Origin of the sequence: Streptomyces sp. NPDC088707, assembly GCF_044752725.1 — a bacterium.
Classification (GTDB): Bacteria; Actinomycetota; Actinomycetes; order Streptomycetales; family Streptomycetaceae; genus Streptomyces.
In genome coordinates, this window is sequence record NZ_JBIVLV010000014.1 from 129,909 (window position 1) to 154,322 (window position 24,414).

A 24,414-nucleotide genomic window follows, 5' to 3' on the forward strand; every position below is an offset into this window, starting at 1 on the left:
CGGCGGTCTTCCGCCGGTCAGTTCCTCGCCGACACGGGGGAGGTGCCCGGCCCCGCGCCTCCCCCGGGCGGGGGAGAGCCCGCCGCGACCAGACCCGTCTCGTACGCGCAGATCACCGCCTGGATGCGGTCCCGCAGGCCGAGCTTGGCGAGCACGTTCCCCACGTGGGTCTTCACCGTGTGGTCGCTGACCACCAGCTCCGCCGCGATCTCCGCGTTGGAGAGACCGCGTGCGAGGAGCAGCAGGGTCTCCCGCTCCCGGCCCGTCAGCACGTCGAGCCGGGGGTCGGGTGCGGTCCTGCGCGGGCCGCCCGCGGTGTACTGCTCCACCAGACGGCGGGCCACGGACGGCGCGAGCAGCGAGTCGCCCGCCGCCACCACCCGTACCGCGTGCACCAGATCGTCCCTGCGCACGTCCTTGAGGAGGAAGCCGCTGGCGCCCGCGTGCAGCGCCTCGTACACATACGCGTCCGTGTCGAAGGTGGTCAGGATCACCGTCCGGCAGCCGGTGCCCGCACTGATCGCCCGGCAGGCCTCGATGCCGTCGGTGCCGGGCATCCGGATGTCGAGCAGCGCCACGTCCGGGGCGTGCCGGCGCACCGCCTCGACCGCCTCGGCGCCGTCCCCGGCCTCGGCCACGACCTCGATGTCCGGCTGCGCGTCGAGGATCATCGCGAAGCCGCTGCGGACCAGTTCCTGGTCGTCCGCGACCACCACCCGGATCGTCGTCATGTCCCCACCTCCGCCGTGGAGGGTACGGGGAGCAGCACCCGCACCTCGAACCCCCGGCCGCCCGGTCCCGGGCCGGCCGACACCGTCCCGCCGTGCGCGGCGGCCCGCTCCCTGATGCCGGTGAGGCCGTGGCCGGAGCCGTGGCCGCCGGTGCCGCGTCCGGCCGGCCCCGGCGCGGGGCCCCGCCCGTCGTCCGTCACCGTGACCCGCAGGACCCCGTCGGCGTGGGCGAGCCGGACGTCGGCCCGGCGGGCGCCCGCGTGCCGGACGACGTTCGTCAGGGCCTCCTGCACGATCCGGTAGGCGCTCGCGCCGGTCGCCGCCGGCAGCGCCCGCACCCCGCCCTCCGTCGTGTACTCCACGAGGAGGCCGCCGGACCTCACCCGCTCCACCAGCGCCGGGATCCCGGAGAGGTCCGGCTGAGGCTCGCGGGGCGGCGCCCCCTCGGGCCCCTCCCGCAGCAGCCCCAGCATCTGCCGCAGCTGGGTCATCGCCTCACGGCCCGTCTCCGAGATCGCCTCGAACGCGGCCTCCGCGCGCTCCGGTGCCACCCGTACCGCCACCGGACCCGCCTCCGCCTGCACGATCATCAGGCTCACCGCGTGCGACAGGATGTCGTGCATCTCCCGTGCGATCCGGGCCCGTTCGCGCGCGGCGGCCCGCTCCGCCTCGATCAGATGCGCCCGCTGCCGGGCGTCCTGGAGCCGGCCGAAGACATAGGCGGCGCCGAACACGAAGAGCGAGAAGGTCAGTTCACGGGCCGACCGGGTGTTGAGCCACACCGAGACCGGCACCGCGACCATCAGCAGGCCTGCCGTCATGAGCCGCTTCCACGCGGGCGAGTGCAGCGCGATCGTGTAGACGATGACGAGCCCGGTGTACGGCAGCGGCTGCCCCGGCCCCTCCAGGGCCAGCACGTACAGCGTGCTCGTCGCCAGGATCGCCAGGAGTACGGCGACCGGCGCCCGCCGCCGCCAGACGAGCGGCACCACGGTGAGCGTCGTCAGTCCGTACGCGGCCCAGGTCGCCGGTTCGAGTTCCGGCCCGCGCGGCACCACGAACGGCATGGTCATCGCCGCCTGGACGAGCAGTGCGATCCCCAGGTCCACCGCCCACGGGTTCGCCGCGCCCCAGGTCCGCGCCCGCTCCCACCGGCCGCGGACCTCCCTGCGTAGCCCCATTACGGCTTGCGGCCCACCGCGCCGAACTGCGCCACCACGGGCGCGTCGGCCGTCGCGCGCCAGCGCGAGCAGGAGAGGATGCCCGGCTCCAGGAGGTCGAGGCCGTCGAAGAAGGAGGCGAACTCGGTGCGGCTGCGGGCGGTGATCGGCGGGGTCGCGTTCTCGTTCCAGAAGGCCATGGCCGCCTTGTTGCCCTCGCCGCCGAGCTCCGGCTCCAGGGTGGGGTGGGTCAGGACCAGGTGGCTGCCGGAGGGGACGGCGTCCATCAGGGTGCGGACGATCGCCCGGGCCTCGGCGGTGTCCAGGACGAAGTTGAGGATGCCGAGCATCATCACGGCCACCGGCCGGGAGAGGTCGAGCGTCGCACCGGCCGCGGCCAGGATCTCCTCCGGGTCGTGGGCGTCGGCGTCCACGTACTCGGTGACGCCCTCCGGCGCGCTGGTCAGGAGCGCGCGGGCGTGGGTGAGGACGATCGGGTCGTTGTCGACGTAGACGATCCGGGCGTCGGGCGCGGCCCGCTGGGCGACCTCGTGGGTGTTGTCGGCGGTCGGCAGGCCCGTGCCGATGTCGAGGAACTGGCGCATCCCGGCGTCGGCGGCGAGGAAGGTGACGGCGCGGCCGAGGAACGCCCGGTCCGCGCGGGCCACTTCGCCGATGCTCGGGTAGAAGCCGGTGACCTGGTCGCCGACCGCGCGGTCGACCGGGTAGTTGTCCTTGCCGCCCAGCCAGTAGTTCCACACCCGGGCGTTGTGGGCGATGTCGGTCCGGATCCGGTCGTTCATCCCTGGGCCTTTCGCAGGACGGCGGCGAGTGTGTCGACCCTGTTCGTGGTGATCGAGTCGACCCCGCTCCTGATCAGCTTACGCATGGTGCGGGAGGTGTCCGCCGTCCAGGCCGAGACGAGGAGGCCGTCCCGGTGCACCCGGTCGGTCAGGGCCCGACTCACCAGGCCGAAGCGGTAGTTGAGATAGCGGGGACGGACCACGTCGAGCAGGATCGGGCGGGGCGGGGCGAGCGAGGTCCAGGTGAGGGCGATCTCGGCGGCCGGGTCGGCGGAGCGCACCTGGAGCATGGCGACGGCCCCGGCGCAGTAGTAGACGCGCTCGCCGGCGCCGCACTCGCGGACCGTACGGACGATGGCGCGGACCGAGTTCTCGTCGCCGCCCGGCAGGTCGAGCATCAGCCGCTTCTCCCCGGCGGTGAGCAAGGCCTCGCGCAGCGTCGGGACCCCGCCGTACGTCAGCTCCCGGACCTGCTCGTACGAGAGCGCGGAGAGCGGGCGGTCGTGCCCCCACAGGCGCTTCAGGGTGTCGTCGTGGAGGAGGACGGGCACGCCGTCCTTCGTCAGCCGGACGTCGATCTCGACCGCGTCCGCCCCCCGCCCGATCGCCGAGGCGATCGAGTCGAGGGTGTTCTCCCGGACGCGGTACGGGTCGCCGCGATGGCCCACGACGGTGACGGAGGCCGGGGCCTCGGCGGCTTTCACGACGGCGGTCGGGTCCATGGCGGTGTCGGAGTCCATGGGCCCATTCTCGCCGTCGTGGGCGCGCGAGCCAGTCGTCAGCGCGCGAGCCAGGTGTCGGTGTACGTGTCGATCTCGGCGGCGATCCTGGCCTTGCCGGCCGGGTCGAGGAACGAGGCCTCCACCGCGTTCTTCGCGAGCGCGGCGACACCGCGCTCGTCGAGGCCGAGGAGCCGGGCGGCGACCGCGTACTCGTTGTTGAGGTCGGTACCGAACATCGGCGGGTCGTCGCTGTTGATCGTGACGAGGACGCCGGCGTCCACCATCTGCCGGATCGGGTGCTCGTCCAGGGTGGCGACGGCCCGGGTGGCGATGTTCGAGGTCGGGCAGACCTCCAGGGCGATGCGGTGCTCCGCCAGGTGGGCGAGGAGCGCCGGGTCCTGGACCGAGCTGGTGCCGTGGCCGATGCGTTCGGCGCCCAGGTCGTTGATCGCGTCCCAGATCGTCTGCGGGCCGGTCGTCTCGCCCGCGTGCGGGACGGAGTGCAGGCCGGCCGCCCGCGCCCGGTCGAAGTACGGCTTGAACTGCGGGCGCGGCACGCCGATCTCCGGGCCGCCGAGACCGAAGGAGACCAGGCCCTCGGGGCGCAGTCCGTCGGTGGTGGCGAGCCGGGCGGTCTCCTCCGCGGAGACCAGGCCGGCCTCGCCGGGGATGTCGAAGCACCAGCGCAGGATGGTGCCGAACTCGGCCTCGGCCGCCTTGCGGGCGTCCTCGATGGCGGCCATGAAGGCACGCTCGTCGATGCCGCGGCGGGTGGAGGAGTAGGGGGTGATGGTCAGCTCGGCGTACCGGATGTTCTGCCGGGCCATGTCACGGGCGACCTCGAAGGTCAGCAGCCGGACGTCCTCGGGGGTGCGGACCAGGTCGACGACCGAGAGGTAGACGTCGATGAAGTGCGCGAAGTCGGTGAACGTGAAGTAGTCGGTCAGCGCCTCCGGGTCCGTGGGGACCTTGGAGTCGGGGTGCCGGGCGGCGAGTTCGGCGACGATCCGGGGCGAGGCGGAGCCGACGTGGTGGACGTGCAGCTCTGCCTTGGGCAGGCCCGCGATGAAGGGATGGAGATCGGTCATCCCGTCATCGTAGGCCGGACGGTTACCCCTCAGGGGTGAGGCCGTAGCATGGCGGGACCATGATGGGGGAGGCCCATGTCTGACAACCAAGACCAGTCGCGGGGCGGGTACGACCCGACGGACCCGTGGGCTCCGCCGAACCGCGACGGGGTGGAACTGAGCAAGCCGACGACTCCGTCGCCGGTGCACGACCAGCAGACCGTCACGTCCGTTCCGCTGGCGCAGCCCGGCCCCGCCGACGTGCCGCCGCCACCGGTCGCACCCGGCGGGCCCGCGGCCGCGCCCGGCGCGTACGGATACCCGGCGGCGGACACGTCCGGCGGATACGGGTACCCGACGGCGGTGACCCCGCCGCCCGCCCCGACGGGCTCCGGGTACGGCTATCCCGGCTATCCGTCGACCGGCGGCTACCCCGGCCAGACCGGCTGGCAGCAGCCCCCGTCCAACGGCATGGGGACGGCCTCGATGGTGCTCGGCATCATCGCGGTGGCGGGCTTCTGCCTGTACGGGCTTGGCGTGATCCTCGGTGTCCTGGCGCTGATCTTCGGCATCATCGGCATCAAGAAGTGCGGCCGGGGCGAGGCGACCAACCGGGGCATGGCCATCGCGGGCATCGTGCTCGGCGCCATCGGCACCCTGGTCAGCGCCGTCTTCCTGGGCTTCGTGATCTGGGCGGTCAGCCAGGACTCGACGTCCTTCGAGGACTCCGGCTACGACGAGGACCCGTTCGCGTCGAGCCTGGTGGTCGAGAGCGGCAGCCGCTGAGCCACCCGCGGTCACTCCGGGTGACAGCACGGTCAAGGGCCCCGCACCTCATGAGGTGCGGGGCCCTTGACCGTGCTGTCAGCGCCTCTCACACGCCCTGGCGCAGCCGCTCCCGTGCCTCCATCAGGGCGAAGCCCAGGAGGTTGTCGCCGCGCCAGCTCGCCGGGTCGTGGGCGCGGGGGTCGTCGGACGCGAGGCCGATGCCCCAGACGCGGTCCACCGGGCTCGCCTCCACCAGGACCCGGGTGCCGGTGCCGAGGAGATACCCACGCAGGGCCTCGTCCGAGGAGAACTTGTGGACGCTGCCCTCGACGACGATCCCGAAGCGCTCCCGCGCCCACACCGTCTCGTCGAAGCCCCGGACGAGTCGGCCCGCCTTCTTGGCCTCGGCCGGGGTACGGGCGGACAGCGCGGCCCGCTCCGCGTCGGCGTCCCCGAAGAGCCGGGCCTTGGCCGCCATCATCCAGTGCTCGGCCGTCGCGTACGACACCCCCGCGACCACGAAGGGCGCCGGCCACCACTGGCTGAGACAGCTCGCCGAGAGCCGGCCGTCCGGGTGCGGACGGTGACCCCAGAAGTGCAGCCACTTCACCCCGTCACCCCTGTTGACCTGCTGTATCAGAGACTCGCGCTCGCTCATGCACGCGAGTGTGGCATCCGCCACGGACACTTAGTACGGAGATAATCCGGCCGCCTCGACACATGGTCGACCGATTCCGTTGCGTAACCAAAAGGAAACAACGGAATCACTTGTTGGGCCATCATCCCTCTGTCAGGATCGGCACTCAATTCGAGCTGGAACAACGGAGAGCGTCATGGGCAACCGCTTCCAGGTGACGGACCGCTTCGCGGACGGCGCACAGTACATCGGCGGGCGGCTCCGCGCCGGAACCTCCGGTCAGGAACACAGCGTGATCGATCCGGCGACCGGGGAGAGCGTGTACACCTACACGCTCGCCTCCACCGCCGACGTGGACGAGGCCGTCGCCGCCGCCAAGGCCGCCTTCCCCGGCTGGGCCGGCGCCACCCCGGGCGAGCGTTCCGACGCGCTGCACCGCTTCGCCGGCGTCCTCGCCGAGTGGGCCGAGGACTTCGCCCGCGTCGAGTCCCTCCAGTGCGGCAAGCCGCTCAAGCTCACCACCGAGTTCGACGTGCCCGGCACCGTCGACAACACCGCCTTCTTCGCGGGGGCCGCCCGCCACCTCCAGGGCCAGTCCGCCGCCGAGTACAGCGGCGACCACACCTCGTACATCCGCCGCGAACCCCTCGGCGTCGTCGGCTCCATCGCCCCCTGGAACTACCCGCTCCAGATGGCCGCCTGGAAGATCCTCCCGGCCATCGCCGCCGGCAACACGATCGTCCTCAAGCCCGCCGAGCTCACCCCGCTGACCTCCCTGATGTTCGCGCAGGCGGCGAAGGAGGCCGGCATCCCCGACGGGGTGGTCAACATCGTCAACGGCGCCGGGAGGACCGTCGGCGAACACCTCGTCGGCCACCCCGACGTCGTCATGACCTCCTTCACCGGCTCCACGCCGGTCGGCAAGCGGGTCGCCGAGATCGCCACCGCCACCGTGAAGCGACTCCACCTCGAACTCGGCGGCAAGGCCCCCTTCGTGGTCTTCGACGACGCCGACCTGGAGGCCGCCGCCCACGGCGCCGTCGCCGCCTCCCTCATCAACAGCGGCCAGGACTGCACCGCCGCCACCCGCGCGTACGTCCAGCGCCCGCTCTTCGACGCGTTCGTCGCGCGGGTCGCCGAACTGATGGAGACCGTACGGCTCGGCGACCCCTTCGACCCGGCCACCGACCTCGGCCCGCTCGTCAGCCACCGCCACCGCGACAGCGTCGCCGCCTTCGTCGAGCGGGCCCGCGGCTACGCCACCGTCGTCACCGGCGGGGAAGCCCCTGGCGGCGACCTCAAGGACGGTGCGTACTATCGTCCGACCCTGATCACCGGCGCCGCGCAGGACAGTGAGGTCGTGCAGTCGGAGATCTTCGGCCCGGTCCTGGTGGCCCTGCCCTTCGACAGCGACGACGAGGGCATCCGGCTCGCCAACGACACCCCGTACGGCCTGGCCGCCTCGGCCTGGAGCCGGGACGTCTACCGGGCCAACCGCGCCACCCGGGAGATCAAGGCCGGCTGCGTCTGGGTCAACGACCACATCCCGATCATCAGCGAGATGCCCCACGGCGGCACCAAGGCATCGGGCTACGGGAAGGACATGTCGGCCTACTCCTTCGAGGAGTACACGCAGGTCAAGCACGTGATGTTCGACAACACCGCGGTGGCTGCGAAGGACTGGCACCGCACGATCTTCGGGGACCGATAGCAACTCGCCGCCCGACCGGCGGCCCACCCATCCCGAAAGGGCACAGCGCATGGAGCAGTACGAGCCCGACAGCCTCTCCGCCGCGCAGACGGCGGCGATACGCCGCAGCCTGACGAGCGGCCGGGGCGCCCTCACCCGCCGTTCGATGCTGCGCGCGGGCGGTGTCGGCGCGCTCACCGTCGGAGGCCTCGCGTCCCTGAGCGCCTGCGGCATCCCGCCGGCCAAGCGGGACGGCCAGGGGCCCGCCTCCACGGACGTGTCGGCCAAGGAGAAGACCCTCGCCTTCTCCAACTGGACCGAGTACATGGACGTCAGCGAGGACGAGAAGTCCCGCCCGACCCTTGAGGCGTTCGCGAAGCGCACCGGGATCAAGGTCAAGTACACCGAGGACATCAACGACAACGTCGAGTTCTTCGGCAAGATCAAACCGCAGCTCGCGGCCGGCCAGGACACCGGCCGCGACCTGATCTGCGTCACCGACTGGCTCGCCGCCCGGATGATCCGGCTCGGCTGGGCCCAGAAGCTCGACCCCTCGAACCTGCCGCACGCGTACGCGAACCTCTCCGCCCAGTTCCGCAGTCCCGACTGGGACCCGGGGCGCGCCTACTCGTACCCGTGGACCGGCATCTCCACGGTCATCGCGTACAACGCCAAGGCGACCGGCGGGAAGAAGGTCGACTCGGTCACCCAGCTCCTCGACGACCCCTCGCTCAAGGGCAGGGTCGGCTTCCTCACCGAGATGCGGGACTCCGTCGGCATGACGCTGCTCGACCTCGGCAAGGACCCCGGCGACTTCACCGACGCCGACTACGACGCGGCGATCGGACGCCTCCAGAAGGGCGTCGACAAGAAGCAGATCCGCCGCTTCACCGGCAACGACTACACCTCCGACCTGGACAAGGGCGACATCGCCGCCTGTCTCGCCTGGGCCGGCGACATCATCCAGCTCCAGGCGGACAACCCGGACATCAGGTTCTCCATCCCGTCCGCCGGTTACATCACCTCCAGCGACAACCTGCTCGTCCCCGCCCAGGCCCGGCACAAGGCCAACGCCGAGAAGCTCATCGACTACTACTACGAGCTTCCCGTCGCCGCCCAGCTCGCCGCGTACATCAACTACGTGTGCCCCGTCGACGGGGTGAAGGACGAGCTCGCCAAGATCGACCCCGAACTCGCGGACAACACGCTGATCCTCCCGGACAAGGCCATGGCGAAGAAGTCGCACGCCTTCCGCTCGCTCACCAGCGCGGAGGAGACGGCGTACGAGGAGAAGTTCGCCAAGCTCATCGGCGCCTGAGGCCCCCGTCGTCCACCTCTCTCACTCCCTGGGACCACAACCCATGACTGACAAGACTGCGCACACTGGAAAGAACACGGGCGGCGGCGACGTCCGTCTCACCGGGATCAGCAAGTCGTACGGCTCCTTCACCGCCGTCCACCCGCTCGACCTGACCGTTCCTCAGGGCTCCTTCTTCGCCCTCCTCGGCGCCTCCGGCTGCGGCAAGACCACCACCCTGCGGATGATCGCCGGCCTGGAGGACCCCAGCACGGGCACCGTCTTCCTCGGCGACAAGGACGTCACCGACCTCCCGCCGTACAAGCGGCCGGTCAACACGGTCTTCCAGTCCTACGCGCTCTTCCCGCACATGGACATCACCGAGAACATCGCCTTCGGCCTGCGCCGCCGCGGCATCAAGTCGGTGAAGAAGCAGGTCGACGACATGCTGGAGCTCGTCCAGCTCGGCGACAAGGCCCGGCACAAGCCGCACCAGCTCTCCGGCGGCCAGCAGCAGCGCGTCGCCGTGGCCCGCGCACTCATCAACCACCCGCAGGTGCTCCTCCTCGACGAGCCGCTCGGCGCCCTCGACCTCAAGCTGCGCCGCCAGATGCAGCTGGAGCTCAAGCGCATCCAGACGGAGGTCGGCATCACCTTCGTGCACGTCACCCACGACCAGGAGGAGGCCATGACGATGGCCGACCAGGTCGCGGTGATGAACGGCGGCCGGGTCGAGCAGCTCGGCGCCCCCGCCGACCTGTACGAGAACCCGAAGACGACCTTCGTCGCCAACTTCCTCGGCACCTCCAACCTCATCGAGGCGGAGGTCCTGGAGACGGGCTCCGACGTGCTGGTCACCGCGGGCGGCGGCAAGCTCCGGGTCCCCGGCGACCGCTGTACCTCCGCCGTCCGCCAGGGCGGCCGGGTGCTCGTGGGCGTCCGCCCCGAGAAGATCTCCCTCACGCACGCCGACGACGCCGGCGCGATAGCCGACGGCCGCAACCGGGTCACCGGCCGGATCGCCGACTCCTCGTTCATCGGCGTCTCCACCCAGTACGTGGTGAACTCGCCGGCCGGCGCGGAGCTCCAGGTGTACGAGCAGAACATCGAGCGCGACACCCGGCTCGTCCCCGGCGCCGAGGTCGTCCTGCACTGGAACCCGGCGCACACCTTCGGTCTTGACGCCACCCAGGACATCGACGCGGGTGTGGAGACGGTGGAGGACGCCGGATGAGCACCTCCACCCTCACGAAGGAGGAGACGGCGCCGCCGACCGGGGAACCGGTTCCGCGCAAGCCCTCCACCCGCAAGCGGCTCGTCCCCTACTGGCTGCTGCTGCCCGGCATCATCTGGCTGCTCGTCTTCTTCGCGCTGCCGCTGGTCTACCAGGCCTCGACGTCGGTGCAGACCGGCTCGCTCGAAGCCGGCTTCCAGGTCACCTGGCACTTCCAGACCTACTGGGACGCCTTCCAGGAGTACTGGCCGCAGTTCGTCCGCTCCCTGCTCTACGCCGGGACCGCGACCCTGCTCTGCCTGCTGCTCGGCTACCCGCTCGCGTACCTCATCGCCTTCAAGGCCGGCCGCTGGCGCAATCTGCTCCTCGTCCTCGTCATCGCGCCCTTCTTCACCAGCTTCCTCATCCGGACGCTGGCCTGGAAGACGATCCTCGCCGACGACAGCCTCGTCGTCGACGCGCTGAACGCGCTGCACGTCCTCGACGTGACCAGCTGGATCGGCTGGACCGAGGGCGACCGCGTCCTCGCCACCCCGATGGCGGTCGTCTGCGGTCTCACGTACAACTTCCTGCCCTTCATGATCCTGCCCCTCTACACCTCCCTGGAGCGGATCGACGGCCGGCTGCACGAGGCCGCGCAGGACCTGTACGCCTCCCCGGCGACGACCTTCCGCAAGGTGACCTTCCCGCTGTCGATGCCCGGCGTCGTCTCCGGCACCCTGCTCACGTTCATCCCGGCGAGCGGCGACTACGTCAACGCCGAACTGCTCGGCTCGACCGACACCAAGATGGTCGGCAACGTGATCCAGTCGCAGTTCCTGCGGGTCCTCGACTACCCGACGGCGGCCGCGCTCTCCTTCATCCTCATGGCGATCGTGCTGGTCATGGTCACCGTCTACATCCGCCGAGCGGGAACGGAGGACTTGGTCTGATGCGTTGGATCCGTCGGAACCTCGTCGTCATCGCGGGCCTGCTGACGCTCGCCTACATGATCCTGCCGAACCTCGTCGTGATGGCGTTCTCCTTCAACCGGCCGAAGGGGCGCTTCAACTACTCCTGGCAGGAGTTCTCGCTCGACGCCTGGAAGGAGCCCTGCGGCGTCGCCGACATGTGCGAGTCGCTCTCCCTCTCGCTCCAGCTCGCCGCCTGGGCGACGGTCGGCGCCGTCGTCCTCGGCACGATGATCGCCTTCGCGCTCGTCCGCTACCGCTTCCGGGCCCGCGGCGCGATCAACTCGCTGATCTTCCTGCCGATGGCGATGCCCGAGGTCGTCATGGCCGCCTCGCTGCTCACGCTCTTCCTCAACATGGGCATCGAGCTCGGCTTCTGGACGGTCCTGATCGCCCACATCATGTTCTGCCTGTCGTTCGTCGTGACGGCGGTCAAGGCCCGGGTCATGTCCATGGACCCGCGTCTGGAGGAGGCCGCGCGCGACCTCTACGCGGGGCCGACGCAGACCTTCCTGCGCGTGACCCTGCCGATCGCGGCCCCCGGCATCGCCGCCGGCGCCCTGCTCGCCTTCGCTCTCTCGTTCGACGACTTCATCATCACCAACTTCAACGCGGGCTCCACCGTCACCTTCCCCATGTTCGTCTGGGGCTCGGCACAGCGAGGAACCCCCGTTCAGATCAACGTCATCGGCACCGCGATGTTCGTCCTCGCGGTACTGGTGGTCATGGCCGGGCAGATCATTACGAACCGGCGCAAGAAGACAGCAACAGCCTGAGCAGAACGCAGCTCAGGCACCGAAGGAGTTGGAAACCATGGCCCCAGTCGCCATGCGTCTCGCTGCACAATCTCTCTCCGACGCCCAGCCCGTCCCCTTCTGGCTGGAAGACCCCGGCAAGCCCGGCGCCCTGCCCGCCCTCACCGGCACCGAGAAGTGCGATCTCCTCGTCGTCGGCGGCGGCTACAGCGGACTGTGGACCGCGCTCCTCGCCAAGGAGCGCGAACCCGCCCGGGACGTCGTACTGATCGAAGGCCGCGAGGTGGGCTGGGCCGCCTCGGGCCGCAACGGAGGCTTCTGCGCCGCCTCCCTCACCCACGGCTTCGGCAACGGGCTCGCCCGCTGGCCGGGCGAGCTGCCGAAGCTGGAGGAGCTCGGCGAGCGCAACCTCGACGGCATCGAGGAGGCGGTCGCCCGCTACTCCCTGGACTGCGACTTCGAGCGCACCGGCGAGATCGACGTGGCCACCGAGCCGTACCAGCTCGACGAACTCCACGAGATGTACGAGGAGATCGACCGGCTCGGTCTCGCGGACGGCCTGGAACTCCTCGACCGGGACGCCGTCCGGGCCGAGGTCGACTCGCCGACCTTCCTCGGCGGTCTCTGGGACCGCCGCGGCGTCGCCATGCTGAACCCCGCCAAGCTGGCCTGGGGCCTCAAGCGGGCCTGCCTGGACCTGGGCGTACGGATCTACGAGAACACGCCGGGGCTCGACCTCGTCTCCGTCGGCGCCGGCATGGGTGTCCGCACCCCGTACGGCCGCGTCCTCGCCCGCCGGGTCGCCCTCGGCACCAACGTCTTCCCGTCGCTGGTCAAGCGCGTGCGCGCGTACACCGTCCCGGTCTACGACTACGCCCTGATGACCGAGCCGCTCAGTCCCGAACAGCTCGCCTCCGTCGGCTGGAAGAACCGGCAGGGACTCGGCGACTCCGCCAACCAGTTCCACTACTTCAGGATCACCGCCGACCACCGCATCCTCTGGGGCGGCTACGACGCGATCTACCCGTTCGGTGGCAAGGTCAGCGCCGAGATGGACCACCGCCCGGAGACCTACCTCAAGCTCGCCGAGCACTTCTTCCGCTGCTTCCCGCAGCTGGAGGGGCTCCGCTTCAGCCACGCCTGGGGCGGCGCGATCGACACCTGCTCCCGCTTCTCGGCCTTCTTCGGTACGGCGTACCAGGGCAAGGTGGCGTATGCGGCCGGGTTCACCGGCCTCGGTGTCGGAGCGACCCGCTTCGGCGGCGACGTCATGCTGGACCTGCTCGCGGGGGAGCGGACCGAGCGCACCGAGCTGGAGATGGTCCGCCACAAGCCCCTGCCGTTCCCGCCCGAGCCGATCGCCTGGGCCGGCATCGGCATCACCAAGTGGGCGATGGCGCGCGCCGACGAGAACGGCGGCCGCCGGAACCTGTGGCTGAAGGCGATGGACCGGATGGGTCTCGGCTTCGACAGCTGAGACCCCCACGAGCCTCTCGTGTGACCCACATCACAACTGATGGGTAGCTGAAACCGCGTAAGAGCGGCCGCCCGAATCGCTCTCTCCGTACGGACACCGTGTCCACGCGGAAGGAGACCGTTGCGATGACTGGTACGGGGGCCTCGGGCGCCAAGAGCGCGGTGGAGTGGCTGGTTTCGGTCGCACCCGATCCCGACGCCTGTCGGTGGGAGTGGGAGCGCAACCCGCACGGGGTCGCGCTGCTTCCCGCCGGCAGGCGCTGGGACGTCCTCATCCTGCCGGCGGAGCTCGGCTACCCCACCCTCGACGTCCTGACCCGCCTGGTGGGCCGGCCGGGTCCGGTCCTCGCCGACTTCGGCGACGCCCGGATGGGCTTCTTCGTCCCGCCGGGCACCGCGACCCGCTGGCTCGGCACCGGGGTGCGCGGCGCGGGCGCGGGGACCTGGATCGTGGTCCCGTACCCGGGCCGGGCGACCGGCGGGGTGCGCTGGCTGGTGGCGCCGGACGGCGCGGGCACCCTCACCGACGCCTCGCTCCTCGAGCTGGCGATGCACGAGGCGGCGGGGCGGATCGGGCGGGCGGGAGGCGCGCCGTAGCCCGCGCGGGGCCGGGCCGGAGGGGTGGGGTCCGTACGACGGTCGGTTCGGAGGGGTGAGTTCGTGCGGCGGTCGGGCCGGAAGGGTGGGGTCCGTACGGTGGGCGGACCGGTTCGTCCGCCGTGCGGACGTCGGGTACAGAGGTCTTGACCACTTGATTGGTCTGGACCATGCTGTGGCGCGCTCCCACCTCGATTCCCCCATCCCCGGAGGCAGTTGTGGACCGCGCCAGACCTCTCACCCTGCTCCTCGCGGGCGTCCTCGCCGCCGGAGGACTCGCCGCACTCGGCCCCGCCGCCCAGGCCGCCGACGCCGAACTCGCCCGCAACGGCGGCTTCGAGGCCGGCCTCGACGGCTGGACCTGCACCGCCGGCAGCGGCGCCGTCGTCTCCGCCCCCACCCACGGCGGTACGAAGGCGCTCCAGGCGACCCCCGCCGGCAGCGACAACGCCCGCTGCTCCCAGACCGTCACCGTCAAGCCCAACTCCTCGTACACGCTGAGCGGTTGGGTGCGCGGCAGCTACGTCTACCTCGGTGCCACCGGTACGGGCACCACCGACGTCTCCACCTGGACGGGCTCCGCCCCCGACTGGCAGCGACTCGCGACCACGTTCACGACGGGCGCCTCGACGACCTCGGTCACGATCTACACCCACGGCTGGTACGGCACCCCCGCCTACCAGGCCGACGACCTCTCCCTCTTCGGCCCCGCCGGCGACCCGGTGCAGCTCCCGGCCGCCCCCACCGGCCTCGCGGCGGGCTCCCCGACCTCCACCACCGTGCCGCTGACCTGGTCCGCGGTCTCCGGCGCCACCTCGTACCACGTCTACCGGGGGGCCACCAAGGTCCAGACGGTCAGCGGCACCTCGGCCACCGTCACCGGACTCACCGCCTCCACCGCGTACACCTTCCAGGTCAGCGCCGTGAACAGCGCGGGCGAGTCCCCGAAGTCGGCCACCGTGAGCGCGACGACGACCAGCGGCGGCAACCCGGGCAACCCCGGCCTGCCCGCGCACGCCCTCGTCGGCTACCTCCACGCCAGCTTCGCCAACGGCTCCGGCTACACCCGGATGGCCGACGTCCCCGCCTCCTGGGACGTCATCAACCTGGCCTTCGGCGAACCGACCTCGGTGACCTCGGGCGACATCCGCTTCAGCCTGTGCCCCGTCACGGAGTGCCCGAACGTGGAGTCCGTCGCCGACTTCAAGGCGGCCATCAAGGCCAAGCAGGCCGCCGGCAAGAAGGTCCTGATCTCGATCGGCGGCCAGAACGGCCAGGTGCAGCTCTCCACCACCGCCGCCCGCGACACGTTCGTCTCCTCCGTCTCGAAGATCATCGACGAGTACGGCCTCGACGGCCTCGACATCGACTTCGAGGGCCACTCGCTGTCCCTCCAGACCGGCGACACCGACTTCCGGAACCCGACCAGCCCGGTCATCGTCAACCTGATCCAGGCGGTCAAGACCCTCAAGGCCAAGTACGGCCAGAACTTCGTCCTGACCATGGCCCCGGAGACCTTCTTCGTCCAGCTCGGCTACCAGTACTACGGCTCCGGACCCTGGGGCGGCCAGGACCCGCGCGCCGGCGCCTACCTGCCGGTCATCCACGCCCTGCGGGACGACCTCACCCTCCTGCACGTCCAGGACTACAACTCGGGCTCCATCATGGGCCTCGACAACCAGTACCACTCGATGGGCGGCGCCGACTTCCACATCGCGATGACCGACATGCTGCTCACCGGCTTCCCGGTCGCGGGCAACACCGACCGCGTCTTCCCGGCCCTCCGCCCCGAGCAGGTCGCGATCGGCCTCCCGGCCTCCACCCAGGCGGGCAACGGCCACACGGCCCCGGCCGAGGTCAACAAGGCGCTGGACTGCCTGACGAAGAAGACGAACTGCGGCACCTACCAGACCCACGGCACCTGGCCGGCCCTGCGCGGCCTGATGACCTGGTCGATCAACTGGGACCGCTACAACCAGTGGCAGTTCTCGACCAACTTCGACGCGTACAACTGGAGCTGACCGCGAGGATCAGCATCGAGAGGCAGAGGCTGGCCAGCACGTCGAGCGGCCAGTGGTAGCCCCGCAGCACGAGACCGGTCCCCGTCACCGCCGTCAGCACGGCGGCGACGGGGATCAGCCGGTTCGAGACAAGGTAGGCCGCCCCGAAGTAGGCCACCATCGCCGTGGCGGTGTGGCCCGAGGGGTAGTAGCCGTGCGCCCAGGGTTCCAGCGGGCCGGGGCGGGCCGTCCACTCCTTGAGGGGGATCACGAGCAGGGGCACGGCGGCCATGGCGAGACCCGCGAACAGGGCGGCGAGCCGTCGGCCGCGCCACACCGCGTACGCCATCGCGCAGGCGAGGACGGGGAGGGCGACGGTCATGTCGCCGAGGTCGGCGGCGAGTTCGGAGAGGGGGCGGGGGACCGAGTCCACCACGGCCCGGGACACCCGCTCGTCGAGCCTGGCCAGGGGGCCGTGGACGAGCACCTGCCAGGTCACGACGACGAGGGCGACGAGCGCCGAGAAGAGAGCCGGCCGCCCTGGAACAGGGGGGGTGGTTCCAGAGCGGCCGAGAGGATCGGATCGCCGCACGCCCCGGGGGGTGTGGGGCGGGCGGCCGTCCGATCGGTGAGGAGTTCCGGAGCACGAGGCTCCAGGGGTGTGCGCGACGGCACGGTGTGGGCGGGGCTGGGGAGGCTCCGCCCGGGGTGTTTCTCTCATCTGCAGAAACCGTACGTCAGAGAAGAGGGGACCGACAGCAGGAAACGCGTCCCGCCATCGGCCCCCCACACAGTCTTCACACGGAGTGTCAGATCCGAGGCCGGATCCCCGGTCGGATTCGAACTCGGGTCCGACGTCGCACCCGTGTCCGGACCCGCCGTGGGCCCGCTGTCGGAGCTGCTTCCGGACGTGCCGTCAGATCTGGGCGAACGCGTTCTCGATGACGTCGAGGCCCTCGTTCAGCAGGTCCTCGCCGATGACCAGCGGCGGCAGGAAGCGCAGCACGTTGCCGTAGGTGCCGCAGGTCAGGACCAGGACGCCCTCGGCGTGGCAGGCCTTGGCCAGCGCGGCGGCGGCCTCCGCGTACGGCTCCTTGGTGTCGCGGTCCTTGACCAGCTCGATGGCGATCATGGCGCCGCGGCCGCGGATGTCGCCGATGGCCGGGAACTTCTCCTGCATGGCGGTGAGGCGGGTCTTCATGACCTCCTCGATGCGCTGCGCCTTGGCGTTGAGGTCGAGCTCCTTCATCGTCTCGATGGAGCCCAGCGCGCCGGCGCAGGCCACCGGGTTGCCGCCGTAGGTGCCACCGAGACCGCCGCCGTGCACGGAGTCCATGATCTCGGCGCGGCCGGTGACGGCGGCGAGCGGCAGACCGCCCGCGATGCCCTTGGCGGTGGTGATGAGGTCCGGGACGATGCCCTCGTCCTCGCACGCGAACCACTGGCCGGTACGGCAGAAGCCGGACTGGATCTCGTCGGCGACGAAGACGATGCCGTTGTCGTTGGCGAACTTCACGAGCGCGGGCAGGAAGCCCTTGGCCGGCTCGATGAAGCCGCCCTCGCCGAGGACCGGCTCGATGATGATCGCGGCGACGTTGTCGGCGCCGATCTGCTTCGTGATGTTGTCGATCGCCTGGGCGGCGGCCTCCGGGCCGCAGTTCTCCGGGCCGGTGGGCCAGCGGTAGCCGTAGGCCACCGGCACCCGGTAGACCTCGGGGGCGAACGGGCCGAAGCCCTGCTTGTACGGCATGTTCTTCGAGGTCAGCGCCATCGTGAGGTTCGTACGGCCGTGGTAGCCGTGGTCGAAGACGACGACGGCCTGGCGCTTGGTGTACGAACGGGCGATCTTGACCGCGTTCTCGACGGCCTCGGCGCCGGAGTTGAACAGCGCGGACTTCTTGGCGTGGTCGCCCGGGGTCAGCTCGGCGAGCGCCTCGCAGACCTCCACGTAGCCCTCGTACGGGGTCACCATGAAACAGGTGTGGGTGAAGTCCTGGAGCTGCGCGGAGGCGCGGCGCACGACGGCCTCGGCGGAGGCGCCGACGGAGGTCACGGCGATGCCGGAACCGAAGTCGATCAGGCGGTTGCCGTCGACGTCCTCGATGATGCCGCCACCGGCCCGCTTGGTGAAGACGGGGAGCGTGGAGCCCACGCCACCGGCGACCGTGTCGAGACGGCGGGCCTGAAGCTCCTGCGACTTCGGACCGGGGATGGCGGTGACGATGCGCCGCTCCTGCGGGACAGCGTTCATGCGGGGCTCCTGGGGGTGTTCTGGACGCACTTGCGGGTTTCCTCCGCAGGCTAGGCGCGGGGGAGGGGCGGGGGCATGCGCCGATCGGGAGTGGTGGGGGGTGTGTCGTTGTCCGGGATGGACAGGGCGGGGGTGGGGGTGGGCCGAAGGGAGGCCCTGGCAGCGCGCGGGCAGCCGGGGATGGGGCGCCCCGCGGGTGCGCGGGCACGGGACGGGGGAGTCTCCGGCCGGTGCTCGGCCACACGGGTGGGTGAAACCCCTCCGGGGCGTCCCCGGGCCACTAGATTGACGGTGGCACAGAGACGGCGACCTGGCTGTTCAGGGGGCAGGGGTTCATGGAGACCGACGGCACGTACGAGTCACGCGACCCGTTCGGCGGTGCGGCGCCACCCCCCGCAAGACGGCCCAACCCGCCGGTTCCGCGTCCCGCGGGGCCGCCCGCCACCGGCTCGCCGGCCTCCCGTCCGGCCGCGCATCCGCCGGCCGGTGCCGCGCATCCGCCGGCCGGCGCCGTGCCGGTGCCGCCCGGCCCCGCGCATCCGCCGGTCGGTGCTGTGCCGGTGCCGCCCGGCCCCGCGCCGGTGCCGCCCGTCCCCACCCACACGCCGGCCGCCCCGCCCCGTCCGACCGGGGCGCCCGGGGCGCCCGGGGTGCGCCACCCCGTCGTCGCGTGGCTGGACGCCCCACGGCCCAAGGCCGGGCTCGGCATCTGGCGGTTCCGGCACGTGCCGCCGCCGCCCGCCGGTCCCGCCCGGCTGGCCCCCGCCACCGTCGCCGGGATGCTGATCCCCGTGGCCGTCGGCCTGCTCATCTGGTCGGCCTACCGGCGCGGAACGCTCCCGTACATGTACCTCGTGCTCCAGACCCTCACCCCGAGCGACTGGTGGTACCACGGCACCACCGCGGCACGGGACTGGCACGGCCAGGCGGCGCACGCCGTCTTCGGCGGGGTCGTCTTCGTCGGACTCGTCTGCGCGGTCGCCGCGCTGGGCTCCTGGGGCAAGATCGTCCGCCACTACCTCGGCCGCTTCCGCCCACCCGTCCGCGCCGCGCTCGCGGGCGTCGGCGCCCTGATCGCCCTGGCGTTCGTCTGGCCGGAGGCCTTCGGTCTCGGCTGGGACCCGCTGCCCCTCGGCCTGCCCGTGCTCTCCCTCGTCTCCCTCGTCGGGGGCGGCTACGACGTCCTCGAATCCCCCCTCCTGGTCTATCCGCTGTACGCGCTCATCACCGCGCTCGTGCTGTGGCCCTTCGCCCGCGTCGGCGAGTGGGCGAGCCTCTTCCGGGCCTGGCGCGCCCGCGCGGCCGCCGGCGCCACCGCCCCGGCGGCCGAGGCCGCACCCGGAGTCCCCGACTCCCACTGGCCCGAGCTGCGCGAAGCGGGCCAGCAGCGGGCCGCCGACCTGCTCGCCGGCGAACTGGCCACCGGCCGGATGAACGACGTCGACTGCGCCCGGGTCCGCCGCGCCTGGCGGGACACCGACGGGGACGCCGCGCGCCGCGCCGCCCTGGTGAGGACGCTGATCGAGCAGGGCGCGGCCGCGGGCGCCCACCCCTCCGGCGACCGCGACCTGCCCCACCGCTCGGCCACCCACGACCTGCTCCTGGGCCAGGTCCGGATCGGCCGGTACGTGTCCGCCGAGCGCACCCCGCACGCGTACCACGGCGCCGGTCTCGCGCTCGACCCCGGACTCGTCGGCACCTCCCTCCTCGCGGTGGGCCCCTCCGGGACGGGCAAGACCCGCTCCCTGGTCGCGCCCGTCGTCGAGTCCCTCACCCTCCAGGCGCTCACGGGTGCCTGCGCCGTCGTCGCGGTCGGCTCGGCCGGCACCCCGCTCGGCCCCGACGAGGCGTACGACGTCGTGATCCGGCTCGGCGACCCCGCCTCCCGGTACGACCTCGACCTGTACGCCGGGGTCACCGACCCGGACGAGGCGGCCGCCTTCCTCGCCGAGGGGCTCGTCGGCGACATGGAGGGCATGGAGACCCGGCGCGCCGCGACCGTCCTCGCCCAGCTCATCGGCCCCTACCGGGCCGCGTACGGGGTCTTTCCGACCGTGCCGGTCCTGCGGGAACTGCTCGAAGCCCGGCCCGAGACCCTCACCGCCCTCCTCGACCTGCTGCCCGCCGACGGTGCGCAGGCCATGCGCCGTGAGCTGGACTCCCGGATCCGCCAGGTCGGCACCGCGACCGACCTGGGTCCGGTGCTCGCCGACCGGCTCGCCGCCCTCGACCGGCCCGTCTTCGCCGAGTTCTTCGGCGGCGGCCGCGAGGCGCGGCCCTTCTCCCTCGGCGCCGTCGCCCAGCACCCGATGCGGGTGCGGATCAGCCTGCCGGAGGGCGGCCACGAGGAGGCCGCGCGGCTCCTCAACCGGCTGCTGCTCGCCCAGTTCCAGTCCGTCACCCGGGACCGGGCAGGCCGCGGCCACACGGCCTTCCTGGCACTGGACGACGCGGCCGGCGCGCTCACGCCCGGCACCGTACGGGCCCTTCAGCGGCTGCGGCCGCAGAAGGCGGCCGTCGTCCTCGCCCTCCGCACCCTCGCGGAGGTCCCGGAGGCGCTGCACGGGCCGCTCCTCGCGGTCGTCGGCTGCCGGATGGCCTTCTCAGGACTGCCCACCTGGGACGGCCGGGCCTTCGCGGAGGCGTGGGGCACCGAACGGGTGGAGACCACCGAGGTGGCCCACCACACCGTGTTCGCGGACCAGCCCATGACCCGGGCCTTCCACGCCCTGCGCAAACTCGTGACCGGCAAGGCCGTCACGACGGAGGCCGTGACGGTACGGGAGGTGGAGCGGCAGCGGTGGTCGGCGTCCGATCTCGCCCACGACGTCCCCGCCGGGCACGCCGTCCTGTCCCTCACCCATGTGCGGGGCGAGCACACGCCACCCCTGCTCGTGGACCTGCGAGGCTGACCTGGGGCCGAAGCGGCGCCGACGTGCCGCTCCCGCGTCCCCGACGTGCCACCCGCGCCTCCCCGAGCCGGAGCGGGCAGCGGTCCGCCCTGGCACAATCGGGGGCGCCGCTCGGCTGAGCGGCGCCCCCTCGCTCAAAGGTCCGACGGTCCCCAATGCCGCCCACCCTCGCCTCCCTCGTCCAGCACTCCTCCCTGAAGCTCGTCGTCCGGGCGGGGGAGGACCGCCTGGACACCCCCGTCCGCTGGGCGCACGTCAGCGAGCTCGCCGACCCCGTCCCGTACATGGAGGGCGGCGAGCTCCTCCTCACCACCGCGCTCACCCTCGACGCGGAGGACCTGGAGGCGATGCGCCGCTACGTGCGGCGGCTGCTCGGCGCGGGGGTCGTCGGTCTCGGCTTCGCCGTCGGCGTCAACTACGACGAGATCCCGCCCGCCCTGCTCGACGCCGCCCGGGACGAGCACCTGCCCCTGCTCGAAGTACCGCGCAGGACCCCCTTCCTCGCCATCAGCAAGGCCGTGTCCGCGGCCATCTCCGCCGACCAGTACCGCGCGGTCACCGCCGGCTTCGAGGCCCAGCGCGAGCTGACCCGCGCCGCGCTCGCCGAGGGTCCCGAGGCCGTCGTCGCCCGGCTCGCCGCCCATGTCGACGGCTGGGCCGCGCTCTACGACACCTCCGGCACCGTCGTCGCCGTCTCGCCCGACTGGGCGGCACGCCGGGCGGCCCGCCTCACCCCCGACGTCGAGCGGCTGCGCGACCGGCCCGCGCCCGCCAGCGCCGTCGTCGGCGGTACGGACGACCGCGTCGAGCTCCAGTCGCTCGGCACCGGACGGCGTGTCCGCGGCGCCCTCGCCGTCGGCACCGGCGCACCCCTGGGGACGGCCGAGCGGTACGCGGTGCACTCGGCGATCGCCCTGCTCACCCTCACGACGGAACGCTCCCGTTCGCTCCAGGCCGCCGAGCAGCGGCTCGGCGCCGCGGTCCTGAAGATGATGCTCGCGGGCCAGCCGGACCACGCGCGCGCGGTGGCCGGTGACGTGTACGGCGGGCTGCTCGACGCCCCCTTCCGGCTCCTCGTCGCCGAACCCGCCGGGGGCGACCCCGCCGGCGAACCGGCGCTCCAGGTCCTCACCGAGGCCCTGGAGTCCGCGGCCGCGCGCGCGGGCGAGGCGGTGCTCACCGTCCCCGAGAGCGAGCAGCGACTCGTCGTCCTCGCCGGCGACGGGGGCGCGGTCGTGGCCGCCTGCGAGGGGTACGCCGAACGGGACGCCGAGGACGCCGGCCTCACCATCGGGCTCTCGGCCCCCGCCGGTCCGATCACCGCCGCCGCCGCGTACAAGCAGGCGGAACAGGCCCTCTCGGTGGCCCGGCGGCGCGGCAAGGCGCTCGTCGAGCACGAAGACCTCGCGGCGGGCTCGGTCCTGCCGCTCCTCGCCGACGACGCGGTCCGCGCCTTCGCCGACGGGATGCTCCGCGCCCTCCGGGACCACGACGCGACGGGCCGCGGCGACCTCGTCGCCTCCCTGCGCGCCTGGCTCTCCCGGCACGGCCAGTGGGACGCGGCCGCGGCCGACCTGGGCGTCCACCGGCACACCCTGCGCTACCGGATGCGGCGGGTGGAGGAGATCCTCGGCCGCTCGCTCGACGACCCGGACGTACGGATGGAGCTGTGGCTGGCGCTCAAGGCGACGGGGGAGGGCGCCGCGGAGTAGCGGGGAGCGAGCAGCCGGGCCGGTGGTCGCGGTCCTCGTCGGTCTCCCGCCGCCGGCCCTCTGTGGGTCTCCCGCTCCCGGTCCTCGTGGGTCTCCCGCCCCGGTCCTCGCCGGTCTCCCGCCGCGCGCCGTGCGGTGTGCGCCCCGTCACCCCCGGGCGTGTACGCCCGTCACCCCCGGGCGTGTCCGCTCCGTTGCCGCAGGGCTCTAGTCGTCCCCGCCCCCGCCGCCGTCCCCGCTTCCGACGCTCCTGCGCCGGTTGCTGCTGCGCACCGCGCTCCCGAGCGCCAGGGTCACGGCGGCGGCCCCTCGCACCCAGCGGGGCCCGCCCCGGGCGGCCCACACCACGCAGACGCACCCTCCGACCGCGAGCACCAGGACGCCGGTCAACGCGAGCATGATCATGCGAGTTCCCCCTGTCTTTCGTCTCCTCCACCGCTGCGGCGGTGGGGTCCGGACATCGTGCCACTCCACGAGAACGGTCTTCACGGGCCCGCGTACCGACCTCCGCCTGCCCGAATACGGGCAATTCTCTTGGTCATCGAGCCTTTTACTCCTTACTCTCCTGCTCATGACAAGCCCCGCCGTCGATCCGGCTCCCGAGACGACCCGCGCCACCGCCGCCGCCGCGGCCACCACCACCGCCGTTCCGACCCGCCGGATCACCGGCGCCGTATGGGCCGCGCTCGGCATCGTGTACGTCGTCTGGGGCTCCACGTACCTCGGCATCCGGATCGCCGTCGAGACGATGCCGCCGTTCCTCTCCGCCGGCGTCCGCTTCGTCACCGCCGGCCTGCTGCTCGCCGGGATCATCGCCTGGCGCCAGGGCCCCGCCGCCCTCAAGGTCGACCGGCGGCAGCTCGGGTCGGCCGTGCTCGTCGGTCTGCTCCTGATCCTCGGCGGCAACGCCCTCGTCGTCCTCGCCGAGACCTCCATACCCTCAGGCCTGGCCGCCCTCCTGATCTCCGTCGTCCCGGCCTGGGTCGTGATCCTGAAGGCCGCCACCGGGCAGCGGCCGAGCCTCGGCGGGCTCGCCGGAGTGCTCCTGGGGCTCGTGGGACTCGCCGTGCTCACGCTGCCGGGGATCAGCGGCGAGGTGAAGGTCGGCGGGGTCGTCCTGGTCGTGGTCGCGACCCTGCTGTGGTCCGTCGGCTCGTTCTCCTCCGCGCGCCTCCCGATGCCCCCGAACCCGTTCACGGCCAGCGCGTACGAGATGGTCGCGGGCGGTCTCGCCGGTGTGGCCCTCGGCCTGTTCCGGGGCGAGCAGCACGGCCTCGACCTGAGCGAGATCTCCACCCGGTCGTGGGTCGCGCTCGCCTATCTGATCGTCTTCGGCTCGCTGATCGCCTTCACCGCGTACGCGTGGCTCCTGCAGGCCGCACCGCTCTCGCTCGTCGCCACCTACGCGTACGTGAACCCCGTCGTCGCGGTCGCCCTCGGCGCCCTCGTCCTGAACGAGGCGCTGTCCTGGCCCATCGTCCTCGGCGGCGCGATCGTCGTCGGCGGAGTCTGTCTCATCGTCTCGACGGAACGGCGAGGCTGACCTCTTCGGCCAATTCGGACAGAGGTTCCGACCCATCACTCCACACCGGACAAGCCCACGCCCGCCGCCCCGGCCCTAACGTGTCACGAGAGCAATCGCTCGCACCCCC

Annotated in this window: 21 protein-coding genes; 12 read left to right on the top strand and 9 right to left on the bottom strand. The window is 72.2% G+C overall.

Features of this window, described 5'->3' with window-relative positions:
• Nucleotides 1-17: 17 nt before the first annotated feature.
• From ACIP84_RS33730 to ACIP84_RS33750, 5 genes are read right to left on the bottom strand one after another with little or no spacing between them, the layout of a single operon-like run.
• Nucleotides 18-731 carry a response regulator transcription factor gene (locus ACIP84_RS33730; RefSeq protein ID WP_355960546.1) on the bottom strand — a complete coding sequence of 238 codons (714 nt, stop codon included), beginning with the start codon at nt 729-731 and terminating at the stop codon, nt 18-20.
• Nucleotides 728-1,912: a sensor histidine kinase gene (locus tag ACIP84_RS33735; protein ID WP_401803160.1), complete on the bottom strand. Its 1,185-nt coding sequence runs from the start codon at nt 1,910-1,912 to the stop codon at nt 728-730. The genes ACIP84_RS33730 and ACIP84_RS33735 overlap by 4 nt, the downstream gene beginning before the upstream one ends.
• Nucleotides 1,912-2,694 (bottom strand): SAM-dependent methyltransferase, encoded by a 783-nt coding sequence (locus ACIP84_RS33740; RefSeq protein ID WP_401803163.1) that lies wholly within the window; start codon nt 2,692-2,694, stop codon nt 1,912-1,914. Before ACIP84_RS33740 ends, ACIP84_RS33735 begins: the two co-directional genes overlap by 1 nt.
• Entirely contained in the window at nt 2,691-3,416 is a 726-nt protein-coding gene (locus ACIP84_RS33745) for a glycerophosphodiester phosphodiesterase (protein ID WP_401803255.1), read from the bottom strand. Before ACIP84_RS33745 ends, ACIP84_RS33740 begins: the two co-directional genes overlap by 4 nt.
• 56 nt (nt 3,417-3,472) lie before the next feature.
• Nucleotides 3,473-4,504: an adenosine deaminase gene (locus tag ACIP84_RS33750; protein ID WP_401803165.1), complete on the bottom strand. Its 1,032-nt coding sequence runs from the start codon at nt 4,502-4,504 to the stop codon at nt 3,473-3,475.
• Between the two features lie 75 nt (nt 4,505-4,579).
• Between ACIP84_RS33750 and ACIP84_RS33755 the strand changes: the two genes are divergently transcribed.
• Nucleotides 4,580-5,269 carry a DUF4190 domain-containing protein gene (locus ACIP84_RS33755; protein ID WP_401803168.1) on the top strand — a complete coding sequence of 230 codons (690 nt, stop codon included), beginning with the start codon at nt 4,580-4,582 and terminating at the stop codon, nt 5,267-5,269.
• Between the two features lie 88 nt (nt 5,270-5,357).
• Here ACIP84_RS33755 and ACIP84_RS33760 read toward each other — a convergent pair whose 3' ends face one another.
• Nucleotides 5,358-5,909, bottom strand: coding sequence for an NADAR family protein (locus ACIP84_RS33760; RefSeq protein ID WP_401803170.1), 552 nt, complete (start codon nt 5,907-5,909; stop codon nt 5,358-5,360).
• Between the two features lie 175 nt (nt 5,910-6,084).
• On the opposite strand from ACIP84_RS33760, the gene ACIP84_RS33765 reads away from it, so the two are divergent.
• The 8 genes from ACIP84_RS33765 to ACIP84_RS33800 all read left to right on the top strand — a co-directional run bounded on the left by ACIP84_RS33765 (nt 6,085) and on the right by ACIP84_RS33800 (nt 15,908).
• Nucleotides 6,085-7,599, top strand: a complete 1,515-nt coding sequence (locus ACIP84_RS33765) for a gamma-aminobutyraldehyde dehydrogenase (RefSeq protein WP_355960560.1) — start codon at nt 6,085-6,087, stop codon at nt 7,597-7,599.
• A gap of 49 nt (nt 7,600-7,648) precedes the next feature.
• Nucleotides 7,649-8,896: a spermidine/putrescine ABC transporter substrate-binding protein gene (locus ACIP84_RS33770; protein WP_401803173.1), complete on the top strand. Its 1,248-nt coding sequence runs from the start codon at nt 7,649-7,651 to the stop codon at nt 8,894-8,896.
• Nucleotides 8,897-8,939: 43 nt separating this feature from the next.
• Complete coding sequence (locus ACIP84_RS33775) at nt 8,940-10,109, top strand: ABC transporter ATP-binding protein (protein ID WP_355960564.1); 1,170 nt, start codon at nt 8,940-8,942, stop codon at nt 10,107-10,109.
• Nucleotides 10,106-11,041 (top strand): ABC transporter permease, encoded by a 936-nt coding sequence (locus ACIP84_RS33780; RefSeq protein WP_355960566.1) that lies wholly within the window; start codon nt 10,106-10,108, stop codon nt 11,039-11,041. Before ACIP84_RS33775 ends, ACIP84_RS33780 begins: the two co-directional genes overlap by 4 nt.
• Nucleotides 11,041-11,835 (top strand): ABC transporter permease, encoded by a 795-nt coding sequence (locus ACIP84_RS33785; protein WP_355960567.1) that lies wholly within the window; start codon nt 11,041-11,043, stop codon nt 11,833-11,835. The genes ACIP84_RS33780 and ACIP84_RS33785 overlap by 1 nt, the downstream gene beginning before the upstream one ends.
• 37 nt (nt 11,836-11,872) lie before the next feature.
• On the top strand, nt 11,873-13,291 hold the full coding sequence (locus tag ACIP84_RS33790) for an FAD-dependent oxidoreductase (RefSeq protein ID WP_355960569.1): 1,419 nt from the start codon (nt 11,873-11,875) through the stop codon (nt 13,289-13,291).
• A 125-nt stretch (nt 13,292-13,416) separates the two neighbouring features.
• Nucleotides 13,417-13,887: a hypothetical protein gene (locus ACIP84_RS33795; RefSeq protein WP_355960571.1), complete on the top strand. Its 471-nt coding sequence runs from the start codon at nt 13,417-13,419 to the stop codon at nt 13,885-13,887.
• A 218-nt stretch (nt 13,888-14,105) separates the two neighbouring features.
• On the top strand, nt 14,106-15,908 hold the full coding sequence (locus ACIP84_RS33800) for a chitinase (protein ID WP_401803178.1): 1,803 nt from the start codon (nt 14,106-14,108) through the stop codon (nt 15,906-15,908).
• Here the strand turns inward: ACIP84_RS33800 and ACIP84_RS33805 are convergent.
• Nucleotides 15,844-16,608, bottom strand: coding sequence for a phosphatase PAP2 family protein (locus ACIP84_RS33805; protein WP_401803180.1), 765 nt, complete (start codon nt 16,606-16,608; stop codon nt 15,844-15,846). The genes ACIP84_RS33800 and ACIP84_RS33805 overlap by 65 nt on opposite strands.
• Before the next feature lie 195 nt (nt 16,609-16,803).
• Complete coding sequence (gene gabT, locus ACIP84_RS33810) at nt 16,804-18,138, bottom strand: 4-aminobutyrate--2-oxoglutarate transaminase (protein ID WP_355960577.1); 1,335 nt, start codon at nt 18,136-18,138, stop codon at nt 16,804-16,806.
• A gap of 335 nt (nt 18,139-18,473) precedes the next feature.
• On the opposite strand from gabT, the gene ACIP84_RS33815 reads away from it, so the two are divergent.
• Both ACIP84_RS33815 and ACIP84_RS33820 read left to right on the top strand, forming a co-directional pair.
• A complete protein-coding gene (locus ACIP84_RS33815; RefSeq protein ID WP_401803182.1) occupies nt 18,474-21,050 on the top strand; it encodes an ATP/GTP-binding protein in 2,577 nt (858 codons plus the stop codon).
• Between the two features lie 155 nt (nt 21,051-21,205).
• Nucleotides 21,206-22,762, top strand: a complete 1,557-nt coding sequence (locus ACIP84_RS33820) for a PucR family transcriptional regulator ligand-binding domain-containing protein (RefSeq protein WP_355960582.1) — start codon at nt 21,206-21,208, stop codon at nt 22,760-22,762.
• Nucleotides 22,763-22,969: 207 nt separating this feature from the next.
• On the opposite strand, the gene ACIP84_RS33825 is transcribed toward ACIP84_RS33820, so the two are convergent.
• Entirely contained in the window at nt 22,970-23,167 is a 198-nt protein-coding gene (locus ACIP84_RS33825) for a hypothetical protein (protein ID WP_401803184.1), read from the bottom strand.
• A 166-nt stretch (nt 23,168-23,333) separates the two neighbouring features.
• Between ACIP84_RS33825 and ACIP84_RS33830 the strand changes: the two genes are divergently transcribed.
• Nucleotides 23,334-24,305 (top strand): EamA family transporter, encoded by a 972-nt coding sequence (locus ACIP84_RS33830; protein ID WP_355960586.1) that lies wholly within the window; start codon nt 23,334-23,336, stop codon nt 24,303-24,305.
• The last annotated feature ends 109 nt before the right edge of the window (nt 24,306-24,414 follow it).

Coding starts and splice junctions, on each gene's coding strand:
- ACIP84_RS33730 (WP_355960546.1), bottom strand. CDS start 731: ATGACGACGATCCGGGTGGTGGTCGCGGACGACCAGGAACTGGTCCGC.
- ACIP84_RS33735 (WP_401803160.1), bottom strand. CDS start 1,912: ATGGGGCTACGCAGGGAGGTCCGCGGCCGGTGGGAGCGGGCGCGGACC.
- ACIP84_RS33740 (WP_401803163.1), bottom strand. CDS start 2,694: ATGAACGACCGGATCCGGACCGACATCGCCCACAACGCCCGGGTGTGG.
- ACIP84_RS33745 (WP_401803255.1), bottom strand. CDS start 3,416: ATGGACCCGACCGCCGTCGTGAAAGCCGCCGAGGCCCCGGCCTCCGTC.
- ACIP84_RS33750 (WP_401803165.1), bottom strand. CDS start 4,504: ATGACCGATCTCCATCCCTTCATCGCGGGCCTGCCCAAGGCAGAGCTG.
- ACIP84_RS33755 (WP_401803168.1), top strand. CDS start 4,580: ATGTCTGACAACCAAGACCAGTCGCGGGGCGGGTACGACCCGACGGAC.
- ACIP84_RS33760 (WP_401803170.1), bottom strand. CDS start 5,909: ATGAGCGAGCGCGAGTCTCTGATACAGCAGGTCAACAGGGGTGACGGG.
- ACIP84_RS33765 (WP_355960560.1), top strand. CDS start 6,085: ATGGGCAACCGCTTCCAGGTGACGGACCGCTTCGCGGACGGCGCACAG.
- ACIP84_RS33770 (WP_401803173.1), top strand. CDS start 7,649: ATGGAGCAGTACGAGCCCGACAGCCTCTCCGCCGCGCAGACGGCGGCG.
- ACIP84_RS33775 (WP_355960564.1), top strand. CDS start 8,940: ATGACTGACAAGACTGCGCACACTGGAAAGAACACGGGCGGCGGCGAC.
- ACIP84_RS33780 (WP_355960566.1), top strand. CDS start 10,106: ATGAGCACCTCCACCCTCACGAAGGAGGAGACGGCGCCGCCGACCGGG.
- ACIP84_RS33785 (WP_355960567.1), top strand. CDS start 11,041: ATGCGTTGGATCCGTCGGAACCTCGTCGTCATCGCGGGCCTGCTGACG.
- ACIP84_RS33790 (WP_355960569.1), top strand. CDS start 11,873: ATGGCCCCAGTCGCCATGCGTCTCGCTGCACAATCTCTCTCCGACGCC.
- ACIP84_RS33795 (WP_355960571.1), top strand. CDS start 13,417: ATGACTGGTACGGGGGCCTCGGGCGCCAAGAGCGCGGTGGAGTGGCTG.
- ACIP84_RS33805 (WP_401803180.1), bottom strand. CDS start 16,608: ATGAGAGAAACACCCCGGGCGGAGCCTCCCCAGCCCCGCCCACACCGT.
- gabT (WP_355960577.1), bottom strand. CDS start 18,138: ATGAACGCTGTCCCGCAGGAGCGGCGCATCGTCACCGCCATCCCCGGT.
- ACIP84_RS33815 (WP_401803182.1), top strand. CDS start 18,474: ATGGAGACCGACGGCACGTACGAGTCACGCGACCCGTTCGGCGGTGCG.
- ACIP84_RS33820 (WP_355960582.1), top strand. CDS start 21,206: ATGCCGCCCACCCTCGCCTCCCTCGTCCAGCACTCCTCCCTGAAGCTC.
- ACIP84_RS33825 (WP_401803184.1), bottom strand. CDS start 23,167: ATGATCATGCTCGCGTTGACCGGCGTCCTGGTGCTCGCGGTCGGAGGG.
- ACIP84_RS33830 (WP_355960586.1), top strand. CDS start 23,334: ATGACAAGCCCCGCCGTCGATCCGGCTCCCGAGACGACCCGCGCCACC.